Annotated in this window: 9 protein-coding genes; 1 reads left to right on the top strand and 8 read right to left on the bottom strand. The window is 48.3% G+C overall.

The window, feature by feature from the left end:
• Positions 1 to 493 precede the first annotated feature (493 nt).
• The 6 genes from B2899_RS01030 to moaA all read right to left on the bottom strand — a co-directional run bounded on the left by B2899_RS01030 (position 494) and on the right by moaA (position 7,767).
• Positions 494 to 2,767 carry a YcdB/YcdC domain-containing protein gene (locus B2899_RS01030; protein ID WP_286883387.1) on the bottom strand — a complete coding sequence of 758 codons (2,274 nt, stop codon included), beginning with the start codon at positions 2,765 to 2,767 and terminating at the stop codon, positions 494 to 496.
• A 394-nt stretch (positions 2,768 to 3,161) separates the two neighbouring features.
• Positions 3,162 to 4,304, bottom strand: coding sequence for a D-alanyl-D-alanine carboxypeptidase family protein (locus tag B2899_RS01025; RefSeq protein WP_286883379.1), 1,143 nt, complete (start codon positions 4,302 to 4,304; stop codon positions 3,162 to 3,164).
• Between the two features lie 392 nt (positions 4,305 to 4,696).
• Complete coding sequence (locus tag B2899_RS01020) at positions 4,697 to 5,572, bottom strand: SDR family oxidoreductase (protein WP_286883378.1); 876 nt, start codon at positions 5,570 to 5,572, stop codon at positions 4,697 to 4,699.
• Positions 5,573 to 5,693: 121 nt separating this feature from the next.
• Positions 5,694 to 6,152 carry a pyridoxamine 5'-phosphate oxidase family protein gene (locus B2899_RS01015; RefSeq protein WP_146812180.1) on the bottom strand — a complete coding sequence of 153 codons (459 nt, stop codon included), beginning with the start codon at positions 6,150 to 6,152 and terminating at the stop codon, positions 5,694 to 5,696.
• 108 nt (positions 6,153 to 6,260) lie between these two features.
• Positions 6,261 to 6,761, bottom strand: a complete 501-nt coding sequence (gene moaC, locus B2899_RS01010) for a cyclic pyranopterin monophosphate synthase MoaC (RefSeq protein WP_286883376.1) — start codon at positions 6,759 to 6,761, stop codon at positions 6,261 to 6,263.
• 4 nt (positions 6,762 to 6,765) lie between these two features.
• On the bottom strand, positions 6,766 to 7,767 hold the full coding sequence (moaA, locus tag B2899_RS01005) for a GTP 3',8-cyclase MoaA (RefSeq protein ID WP_146812178.1): 1,002 nt from the start codon (positions 7,765 to 7,767) through the stop codon (positions 6,766 to 6,768).
• Between the two features lie 218 nt (positions 7,768 to 7,985).
• On the opposite strand from moaA, the gene B2899_RS01000 reads away from it, so the two are divergent.
• The gene (locus tag B2899_RS01000; RefSeq protein WP_146812177.1) at positions 7,986 to 9,005 is read left to right on the top strand and encodes a ThiF family adenylyltransferase; all 1,020 of its coding nucleotides are present in this window, start codon (positions 7,986 to 7,988) and stop codon (positions 9,003 to 9,005) included.
• Between the two features lie 160 nt (positions 9,006 to 9,165).
• Here the strand turns inward: B2899_RS01000 and B2899_RS00995 are convergent, their stop codons facing one another.
• A complete protein-coding gene (locus B2899_RS00995; protein WP_146812176.1) occupies positions 9,166 to 9,849 on the bottom strand; it encodes a hypothetical protein in 684 nt (227 codons plus the stop codon).
• 67 nt (positions 9,850 to 9,916) lie between these two features.
• On the bottom strand, positions 9,917 to 12,085 hold the full coding sequence (locus tag B2899_RS00990) for a DNA translocase FtsK (protein WP_286883389.1): 2,169 nt from the start codon (positions 12,083 to 12,085) through the stop codon (positions 9,917 to 9,919).
• Positions 12,086 to 12,091: the final 6 nt, after the last annotated feature.

Raw genomic sequence — 12,091 nt, 5'->3', positions numbered from 1 at the left:
AAAGCCAGCTTAAGTAATTGAAACGAAATCGTTTCGGGCCCCGCGAAAGTACTCGGAATTCGCTACAAAGCGACCCTTCACTTTCGTGGGTATCTTTTCGGGCCCCATAAAAGCATCCACCACACTTTTATGGGTTGTTTTACTCGCACACATCGAGTGGTACTGTTCAGTTTTCAAGGAACTTCTTTTTTATATCGCCATTTCTCAGCGACGACTTTTATATTTTATCAAACTCAGGCGTTTTTCACAATACCTTTTTTTGATTTTTATTTTTCCAATTTCTTCGTCGTTTTTAATGGCGACAAGAGATACTATATCATCCCTCGGGTGTAGAGGCAAGTGTTTTTTATGTATTTCAGTCTGAATTTCTTCTCTAACAAAAAAATTCTTCCACGATTTCACTTGGTCTGACAACATACAATGGACCACGTTTCGCGAAACGAAAGCCCGACGTCTATGTGCGTCGGGCTTTTTTCCGCCTCTTGAATTTCTTCTACTCAATAAACGATTCTTTCGTCTGTAAATACCGGTATACCGCTACTGCCGTTTCCGCCTTGGTCACCTGACGACCAGGCTCGAACTGATTGTTGGCATTCGGTTCCATAATACGCAAAAGAGTGACTAGCGCTGCTTCCCCTTTCTTTTGAATAGTCGTGCTGTCCTGAAACTTTGCTTCAAAAACTCCTTCTTTCGCTGCCAGCTTTCCGTATCCTAATCCCCGAACAATCAGTTCCGCCAAAAACTCACGAGTAGCCGGTTCATTAGGACGTAGTTGCTTTTCCTCCCGCGGCAACAAACGCGTCTGAATTGCCCAATCAGCCGCCTGTCTAAGCTCGCTATTCTCCTCTACATCGGTAAAAAATGGCTCCTGCTGCGGCCCGTAATGCTCATACGGCTGACGCGCTGCCACGTAAAACACCTTCAGCGCCTCGCCGCGCGTCATTTTCTGATCGGGATTTACTTTTCCGTCTTTTGCTTCCAGCAAATTAGCATCCACCATTTCCTGTAATTCCCTCTCAAAAGGATGACCCGCAATATCAGTAACCGGTTGACCCGCATTGTTCACCGGCATCTGGCCATACGCTTTCCATTCACCCGTCCTGGCGTCCAGGTAACTTGCATTGTAATCGTAAAAATTCCCTTTCGTCTTAGCGGTAATGATATAGACAGGTTTTGCTTTGCGCACTTGATTTGCTCCTGCAGGTCCGAATGGCGGAAAAAGACTGTAGCGCAGCTCTGCCTGCAGCACCGCCATCGTCTTCTTTTTCGCTTCCTCCGGCTTGATTACATCAGTTGTAGCGGGCAGCGTTTGCTTCGACCAGGTCATATTATAATCTATAATATCTCCTGTATCCGCATCTACCGTCACCGTTGCCCCTTCCCCGACGACGCGGATGCCGTTCTCCTTGCGGACAAACGATACGTTATAATTCATCACTTTATTTAAATCACCGTCGAAATAGTTTGGGACTGCTTCCATCATATAAAGCGTATCCAGCCTTCCGGGCAGCACTTTTCTAACGAACGCTTCTGCCGTTTTTTCCGCCTGCTGCTTGTTGATATTTACTTTTATTTTATCCGGGTTCCCCATCTTGGCATCATAAGGCATACCATACTGAACATAACTAACCAATTCTCCGGTTTGAGCATCCAGCGAAGCGCGTACGTTCTTTCTGTCCCCTTGATTCTCAATCATAAATATCTCCCACAGCTTACGCTTGGCAGGGTAGCTTTCTTCCCTGTATCCTTTTTGCTGTACCTGCATCGAATCTTTCAGGATGCCAAGTTCTTTTAGCTTGACCATCGCTCCCGCTTCATCCAAATTCCTATCTGAAGGCGGTGTCGTTTTAACAGCAGACAGCGCTTGATTTAACCCCGGAAGCGTACCTATCTCCTTGCCATCCTGGGCTGAGATTTGCTTGCCCGTTCTGGCATCGATGAAAAGGCGCGGCACGACGCTATACATATCGGAAGACGCTTTTAGCTTCGGAGCGTATGCCAGCTCAATTTTACCGCCGGGGCGTGACATGTTCGGCAGATAGGCAAGCTCCATTTCAAGTTCCTGCTCAACGAGGCGAAGAATCTCGTCTCTGTTTTTCACACCGGCATCGCTTTCAAACTCGATGTTGTTCCACGTAAACTCTACGCTGCGCAGCTTGCCCTTTTTATCGTATGAGATACGAAGCCCTTGCTCGGATACGGGGATGCCATTGTCGTGCCGTTCAAAATATAGTGAATTTTCCATGTATGGCGTGCCGCCGCGCTTAAAACTTTCCAGCGATTCTTCACTTAGTTTCATTTGAGAAGCATAGCCAGCGTAATATTTATTAATAAGGGCATTCGCTTCTTTCACCAGCTTATCCGTGTTCAACTTTCCGGGCAGTATGCTATTTCGCTCCGTTTCCTTCGACCATTGATACGCATTTAAAATTGTCCCGTCCTGAGCATCGACAGAGACGCTAACCTGTCCAAAATCATCTTCCGGGCGCTCCAGTCCCCATGATAGTCTCCAGAATGTACGGCCTATAAATTTGTTATCTTCCAGTTCCACCTGGTTGTTAACGTATCCTTCCGGAATGGCCATAAATTCTTTGGCGATGCGAATTGCTTCTTCCCTGCTGATTTTTGTTGTTTTAACCGATTGAACAGTAGATTGAGAAGGCGCTTTCACTTCATCTGCCAGCACGTTATATGGAAGAATTCCGCCTGCTGAGATGGCCACAGCCAGCATAGAGCCCATCCATCTTTTTTTGGTTTTATTGGTCACTGCCTCTTCCTCCCTTGGCTTGTCTGCTTTCACTATCATTGACGAAACAGCAGAAAAAATAGTTCCAGTATTTTCATCTTCTAATAAAAAAAACTCGCGGGCGTTGCCGCTCGTCCTTTTTCCACACAGGAGACAAGCGGCCGCTTTGCGGCCCTTCGGTCGGACCGGCAAAACATCCGGGTACCTCGAGGAGGGAGACTATTGCCGGTCTTTTTCTCCCTTCGGGCCACACACTCCACACGGAAAAAACAACGGCCAGCACACGCCTCGCGAGTTTTTTCCCGCTTACGAATGGAGGGAAAATACATTTCACTTTATCACTGTAAAGCGAAATATACTTTCCTATACATTAAAAAAACTTGCCTCTATACATGTATAGAGGCAAGGGAAAAGTTTAGACCCGCTCTTTCTTCAGCAGCAAAATCATCATCCAACTCATAAAGACAATCATCAACCACCAGAAAAATAGCATAAAAAACTCGGGTAAACTGTATTTGCTCGCTGTATCTACAGCATCTGTCTGTTCGTTCGGCGCAGGAGCGCCTGCTTCCAAGTGCTGCTCTTTCGTTAATACGGATGGGTATTCCCGCGTCAGTCCCGAGGTCGTTTCAACGATAAGCCCGTTCTGCGGAACAATCCGAACTTTGAACATATCATCTTTCGGAATGGAGGCATATACCGTCTCACTGGCATAATAGCTGCCTTCTCCTTCGGATATTTTAGCGCCGGCTTTGAGAACGGGCACTGTTTTGTAATGTGAAAATCCGTAATCGAGCAGCTTAGTGGCATCTTTATAAATTTGATTGCTGCTAGTTGCCTTGAGCAGCACCACGATGAGTTCAGTGCCGTTTCGTTCAGCCGATGTTACCAGAGTAAATCCAGATTGGCTAGTAAAGCCGTTTTTGATGCCGTTGGCACCCTGATAAGACACCAACATTTTATTATGGTTAACAAGCTCACTTTTCCATTCTTTCCCCTCCCACGGTTTTATCCGGGTACGAACAATTTCACGAAACTTTTCATTTTTCATGGCATATGCCGCGATTTTAGCCATATCGGCAGCAGTCGTTACATGTTCTTTTTCATACAAACCGCTCGGATTGGTAAAATTCGTATGATTGGCTCCAACCGATTGAGCGAACCGGTTCATCCGCTGGCTGAATGCGGTTACACTGCCGTCGATATGTTCTGCGATAGCTACGGCAGCGTCATTGCCCGAATTCATTAGAAGCCCGTATACTAAATCTTCCAATGGTTTCTGCTCACCTTCCGCCAGAAATATGCGCGTACCGTCCGTCTGACGGGCGTTGCGCGATACGACCACTTGATCGTCAGCCCTGCCTGATTCAAGTGCAATAATGCCTGTAGCAATCTTAGTAATGCTGGCGGGAGCCATTTCCTTCTCCTCATTCTTCTTATACAGCACATCCCCGGAGCGGGCATCAATTAGAATTGCAGCCTCGCTGTTTACGGACAACCGCTCGGCTTCTTTTTGCAAGGCCGAAGAATGCTCCGGCGCGACTACAGAAACGGCCAAGCCCCGCTCTGCCGGAAAACAAAGCTGTAGAATAAAAAAAAGCGTGAGTACAATTTTTATTGTATGTAAAAAAGAGCGTTTCATCGTTTTCATAAAAATAGTATAAATGCTGAGAAAAAACTGAGAAAGAGGAAAAAGTTATAATTTTGTCGACCTTTTCATGAGAAAAACTCGCGGACATTGCCGCTCGTCCTTTTTCTGTGAAAATCATGAGAAAAGAAGGAAAGGGAAGAGGAAATAAGATTCAGGGAAGAAAAAGGCGTTCGCCTTTTTCTACATTGAAATCATTGTCTCGTTCTCTTCTCTCTTTATCCTTCGTACCATAAAAGTCAGCTGGCCTTCCCATCATTTTTATGTCCGGGTTACGGCTGAGATGCCATAGAGCACAAGTTTTATCCGTTCAGTACAGTACCGCCATTTACGTGAATTGCCTGGCCGCTAATGTAGGAAGAGTCATCGGAAGCAAGAAATACATAGCTTGGCGCTAATTCTTCCGGCTGACCCGGACGCTGCATCGGCGTGTCTTTACCGAACTGCTCCACTTTATCCGGCGTGAATGTGGACGGAATCAGCGGCGTCCAAATCGGTCCCGGAGCTACGGCGTTTACGCGAATTCCCCGTTTGACAAGTGACATAGACAGGGAACGGGTAAACGATACGATCGCCCCTTTGCTCGATGAATAATCGATGAGAAGCGGGTGGCCTTTGTAAGCGGTAATGGATGCCGTATTAATGATGGCACTGCCCGGCTTCAAGTATTTGAGCGCCTCTTTCGTCAGATAAAACATCGAAAAAATATTTGTTTGGAATGTACGGTGCAACTGCTCGGGCGTAATGTCTTCGAAGTTCTCCTGTACATGCTGCTCCCCTGCATTGTTTACAAGAATATCAAGGCGGCCGAATTCTCCAATTACTTTTTGGACTGCGCTCTGGCAGAACGCCTCGTCGCCGATATCGCCCGCGATTGTCAGACAACGGCGGCCTTCCTGTTCTATCTGCCGCTTTGTCTCTTCAGCATCACTGTCCGCTTCTAGATACATGATGCAGACATCCGCCCCTTCTTTCGCATATGCAATTGCGACCGCACGGCCGATACCGCTGTCACCGCCGGTAATCAAAGCGACTTTATCCTTTAACTTGCCGCATCCTTTGTACTGATAATCCTCCGCGTTTGGCTGCGGGGCCATCTGCGATTCGATGTCCGGCTGAAGATACCCGTGTTGCGGAGCCATAGAAGTCAGTTTGTCTTTTCCGTTTTGCTGTGCCATAATCAGCCATCCTTTCTCGCCTGTTTGATTGTAAAAATAACCACATTATATGTTGTTCCCCGCCTCTACCTGTTTGAACCAAAAAAAGCGAAACCATTTGGCTTCGCTTTTTTTGGTTCAATTATTTTAGCATTGCAGCGTAAACCTGCTCATCCAGTGCTTTCGCTTTCTCCAGGTCGTATGTTTTTTCGAATTTCGGTTCCTGAACGATTTTTGCGCCCCAGAACATGCTCTCGTGAACGGCAGTAATCTCGACTTCGATATTGGCGAGCGGCATCGCTACACCTTCCATTTTTTCTGTCAGCACCGTACTGTTGCCAACGATGGAGTAAACGGTTTCCAGCCCAATAACGCACAGCGTTACGCGCGGATTGGATTTTACGTTCGCCACAATTCTAGACGAGGCGCTGACAGAGAAGCGGATTTTGCTCTCGGACGGAGCTTTCACCCAGGAAATCGCATTAACCGTAGGCGTTTGTGTCTCTGCATCCACCGTGCTAAGCAATATCAATGTTTCCTCATTTAGTAGCGCTACTTGCTGTTCTGTCAGTGTAGTGGGAATTTCTGTTTTTTTTGCCATAAAAGCCTCTCCTTCACTTTATTTTTGCTTCTTAAAAACTTCCTCTTCGTCTTCAAAAGCAATATTTCCTGCTTATAAAGCATACATATAAAGAAAAAACCTCACGCTCTATTCAAAAGCGAGGCTAATTTCGATATCATTGGAAAAGTCGCCGCTTTTCCCCCCGGTCTTCTTTGCCAGATAGGTAGGACCGACTATCATTTCTTTATCCATTGCTTTACACATATCATACACAGTCAGTCCAGCTACCGTCGCCGCAGTCAGCGCTTCCATCTCCACACCGGTCATGCCTTTCGTTTTGACGGTGACATCGATATACAATGTATCCTTCTCATTGTCCGAAAACCGAATGTCGACACCGGTCAGCGCGAGCGGGTGACACATCGGAATCATATCGGACGTTTTCTTGGCCGCCATAATACCAGCCACCTGTGCCACCGCCAGTACATCCCCCTTGCCGACGCGCCCTGCTTTAATCCGGTTAAGCGTCTCCGGTTTCATGACGACCCGACTTTTAACGACGGCCGTTCTCTCCGTTACTTGTTTCTCCGTAATGTCTACCATACGGGCCCGCTGCTGCTCGTTAAAATGGGTGAGTGATTCGCTCATCGTCTTATCCTCCTATTTGCGACATACGACGGACGGTCGGCGTATGAGACTGCGCTTCGTTCGCCAACGCCCGTGCCATCTCATGATTCTCCGGTTTTGCATCAATTGCGCGCAGGAACAGTCGCTGGATGGCATGCTCGTCTCCAATCAGCGGCCGTACATTCCACTCATCGTCCCAGTATAAGCATGGCTTAATATTACCGTCCGCAGTCAGGCGCAGGCGGTTGCAATTATCGCAGAAATGATCGCTAACCGGGTGAATCAAGCCGAAGGTACCTGCGGCACCCGGAATGCGGTAATTATCTGCCGGTCCGTTGCCGTAAATATCACCCGCCGGCTCGTATGTATATCCCATCTGCTTAACCCGTTCAAATACGGTATCCAGCGAAATATATTTCGCGCGCCAGCCCTCGTCATTATGCCCAATCGGCATATATTCAATAAAACGAATCTGCAGCGGCTTTTCCAGCGACATACGAATGAAATCCTCGATTTCATCATCGTTCTGTCCCTGCATTAGCACGACATTTAGTTTAACCGGATGAAAACCGGCACGCACTGCCGCCTCCAGACCGTCCAGCACGCGCTTAAGACTTCCCCCTCGTGTAATATAGGCAAACCGCTCAGGTTTTAAAGAATCCAAACTGATGTTCACACGGGTAACGCCCGCTTCTTTCAGAGCTTCCGCTTTTTGGGCAAGAAAGATTGCATTCGTTGTCAGCGCGATATCTTCAATCCCGGGAATAGTAGAAAGCATAGCAATTAATTTTTCGACTTCTTTGCGGACCAGCGGCTCTCCTCCGGTAAGACGCAGCTTGCGTACTCCTATCTTGGCGACGGCCGAGACAACCTCCGCAATTTCCTCGTAACGCAAAATTTTCTCGCTCGGTTCAAATTCCATTCCTTCCGCCGGCATGCAATAAACACAGCGCAGGTTGCAGCGGTCGGTTACCGAAATTCGCAAATAATCGTGGACGCGGCCAAATTTATCAACCAATTTATCCATAGAGCACGCATCTCCTTTAGTCATTTTTCCGAGTCCTATAAGTATACTACACTATTATTCCTGTTGAGAATGTGGAAAAAAGTAAAAAGCACATCCCTATAAACTTTCCAAGACGCGCTTCTTAACATGCTATAGGTTTCTTTTCCCAAACATGCTACAATAAATACGTTCTAAACGTTTTTTTATGGTATCAGATTTAAAGAATGGGAGCATCTTATATGGATACACGCTATTCAAGACAACTGCTATTTGCCCCAATCGGAAAAACAGGCCAGGAAAAGCTGGCTGCAAGCCGTGTTGTTATCGTGGGTGCAGGCGCGCTCGGGGCCGTGCTGGCCAACCATATGGTACGTGCTGGAGTCGGATACGTCCGGATTATCGATCGCGATTTCGTAGAGCCAAGCAACCTCCAGCGTCAGATGCTATACGACGAAGATGATGCGGCGGCTCATCTCCCTAAAGCGATAGCTGCGGCGGAAAAACTGCGGCGGATTAATAGCGGTGTTACCATAGATCCGGTCATTGCCGATATAATAGCGGCCAACGCTGAAACACTACTTGGCGATTGTGATTTAATTCTGGACGGTACAGACAATTTTGCAATCCGGTTTCTAATTAACGACGTCGCCGTCAAACACGGCATTCCATGGATATACGGTGGTGCAGTTAGCGCCAAAGGCATGTTTGCCGCTATCCGGCCGCATGTAACCCCGTGCCTGCGCTGTTTCATTCCGGAACCGCCGGTCGGAGGGGAAACGTGCGATACAGCGGGTGTCATCGGTCCGATTATTCATATTGTCGCTTCCTATCAAGCGGTAGAGGCTCTGAAGTTGCTTGTTGGGGATGAGAAGAACTTAAATCCCAACCTTGAACACATGGAAATCTGGCGCAACATGCATACCCGGATGAATATAGCAAACAACCGCAACCCTGAGTGCCCAACCTGCGGCAAAGGTAGATTCGAATTTCTGGAACTATCCGGCGACGAAGATACGGTTACTTCCCTTTGCGGGCGCAATAGCGTACAGATCAGCCCGGCGAAGGAACAGAGACTGAACTTAGAAGAACTTGAGAAACGGTTTACCCCGCTCGGAGAAGTAGAACGAAACAAGTTCCTGCTTCGCTTTCATATCGGTGAGCATATTTTGGTTATTTTTCCGAACGGTCGTGTCGTCGTTCAAGGAACCGATGACATAAGTACAGCACGTTCTCTCTATGCCAAATACATCGGAGCATAGCCACTATGAAAAAAGCACCCGTCTATTGAAGTATAGTATCTGCAATAGACGGGTGCTTTTTATGTGAAAATCGTGAGAAAAAAGAGGGAGGAAGAACCGGGGAAGAAAAAGGCATTCGCCTTTTTCAGCATTGAAATCCAGCCTCTCCCCTCTTAATTTCTTACTGATACATACGCAACACTTCAATGCCGTGCTGCTGCATGAACAAGCGCCATGACCACTGGCTATTTTCTTCCTTGCTCCGTTCAAAATCCGCTTCTAAATTTTGCTGAATCTCACTAATGCGTTCTTTGTTAATTAGGGAGTAAGGGCCGATAAACCGATGGACAAACCCTACTTTTGCAAGACGCGCAAACAAGTACTGGCCGATCATAAACTCACTGCGCGCCTGCTCCCGATCGCCGAGCGCCACATCGATCGCTTCACCGCCCCATAAGTCGGTCAGCCGGTATCCCTCTTCCCATGCTTCTTCCACACGGTATATAGTTGGATATGCTGCCATCCAATGCGCGGCAAGATGCAATTCCTGCTCGGACAAATTCGTGTCCTGATCCAATAAATACTTCTCGATAAGACGCTCGCCCTTAATATTCTGATATTCAAGCAGCAGCCAAATGCCATACTGCGCTTCCCAAAACGGGGTTAGCAACGCCTCGGAAGAAAGATTAACCTTGCTTCGGAATATATGTTTAGCCCGCACCTTCTCACGAAGATTCAGCACGCGGCACGAGTATTCACGAAGCTTCTCCATCAATCCCTCATGCAAGTCGTTAAAACACCGCTGTTTCGCCTCTCGCTCAGCAAAGAAATCGACAAGAACCGACGATTCGTGTTCATTCTGCAAGACGATTCAACTCCTCACTTTACGAGTGTTTCCCTGTATTATACCACGAAACAGCGGCTGTAAGGTACTACTCCCTTCTCGCTTCCCCTCGAAACAACTTATCGTATTCTGCACGTGACAGGAATACATCACGCGGCTTAGAACTCCCGGTCTGTCCGGAAATGAATCCCTTCTCTTCCATCATGTCGATAAGCCGGGCCGCACGGTTGTATCCAATCTGAAAGTTTCGCTGCAAAAGCGATGCCGACGCCTGGCCGTTCTCTACACAAAACAGGACGACTTCGGCAAACAATTCATCCGTATTTTCCGACATCATCGCCTGCGTTAAATCTTCTTTCTCAAACAAATAATTCGGCTCCGCCTGACTGCGGACATACTCGGTAACAGCCTCGATTTCATCGTCTGATACATACGGGCCCTGCAGACGGATCGGCTTGGAACTGCCGCTTGATAGGTACAGCATATCACCACGGCCAAGCAGACGCTCTGCCCCATTCATATCGAGAATGGTGCGGGAGTCAGTCTGTGAAGAAACAGAGAACGCAACCCGTGTCGGGATATTGGCTTTAATTAACCCGGTAATGACGTCTACCGACGGGCGCTGGGTCGCCACCAGCAGATGGATGCCGCAGGCACGCGCCTTCTGGGCAATTCGGCAGATCGCCTCTTCCACATCATGCGGCGCCACCATCATTAAATCTGCCAGCTCGTCAATAATAATGACGATGCTTGGCATGATATATTCCTTCTCGTCCGGATACGCACGACGCATTAAGTCGTTATAACGTGTAATATCGCGGGCCCCTGCCTCGGCAAATTTCTCATACCGGCTATCCATCTCCTGCACCGCCCACTTGAGCGCTGCCGTTGCCTGTTTCGGATCAGTGACGACCGGAGCGACAAGATGCGGCAGACGGTTATACGGAGCAAGCTCCACCATCTTTGGATCGACGAGGAGCAAACGCACCTCTTCCGGTGTCGCTTTATACAAAAGGCTTAGAATAATCGAGTTGATGCATACGCTTTTTCCCGAGCCGGTCGCACCAGCGATCAGACCGTGCGGCATTTTAGCCAGGTCAGCCACAATCGGCTCACCGCCGATATCCATCCCCAATGCTACCGTAAGCGGTGACTCCGCTTCCCGGAACGCTTTCGATTCCAGAATAGAGCGTAGAAACACGGGCATACTTTGTTCATTTGGCACTTCGATCCCTACGGCTGAACGGCCGGGAATCGGGGCTTCGATGCGGATATCGCGTGCAGCCAGACTTAACTTAATATCATCAATTAGATTTGTGATTTTATTGACTTTCACACCCGGTGCCGGCTGAATTTCATAGCGTGTAACCGTAGGCCCGCGTACCGCCCCGATGACTTCTGCGTTCACATTGAAATTATGGAGCGTGGTTGCTAACACCTCTCTTTGCTTCTCAATGTATTCCGTGTCTTTTATCTGCACACGCGGCGGAGGAATTAGCAGGGAAAATGCTGGCTTCTCATATGTTTTTCCCGACGGCACAGCAGGTGCAGGTATAGCGGTCGATGGTCCCGTCCATTCCGTCCGTTTCTCAGGCTCAATTTCAGTCACCACAGGCACAGGCTTCACACCTGGTATCTCTTTCTCAAAAGAAATCATCTGTGCGTCTGTTTCAGCAGAAGACAGAGATTTCTCCTCTTCAAAAACGGGCTGCGATAATGGAAGGGAGCGGAAAGTCAGCTCTTTCGGCAACTCTTCCATCTCTTCTTCAACAGACGGCAAAGATACCTCCGCTGCTTCAACCTCTTTTTTGTCTTCTCTTTTTACCTCACCCAGCTTATTTTCTGCCGCTCTACTCTCCGCGGCGGTATGCGCCAGGATCGAAAGTATTTCTTCTTCATCCCGTTTTCTTTCTTCACGGCCAGAGATGACGTTTTCCTGACGCTGTATCGATGCAGATGCGGCGTGCTTTCGCCCCTGAGCCTGCCGTCCGGACTGTGTCGCCATTGCTTCCGTCTCCTTAAACGACATAGGATGCGCCAGCGTAGAAAATATCCGTTCGGTTTGTTCTTCTTGCTCACGCTGCTCCGGACGCTTGCGGCCGTAAATAGGAGAGATTACTTCCGTCGGCCGGAATGGCCGCTTTCCTCCCCTGGATGCACCTGCCATGCGTATCTCTTGTCCCGTGCTTTCCTGACGAACCGCACGACTCTTCTCATATGCGGACCGCTGAGAAGTCTCCTGTACTCTTGCCCGCATGCGCTC

The organism is Aneurinibacillus sp. UBA3580 (assembly GCF_002375825.1).
Taxonomy (GTDB): Bacteria; Bacillota; Bacilli; order Aneurinibacillales; family Aneurinibacillaceae; genus Aneurinibacillus; species Aneurinibacillus danicus.
The sequence above is the reverse complement of the archived record's forward strand: the minus strand, read 5'-3'. Positions and strand labels throughout refer to the sequence as shown.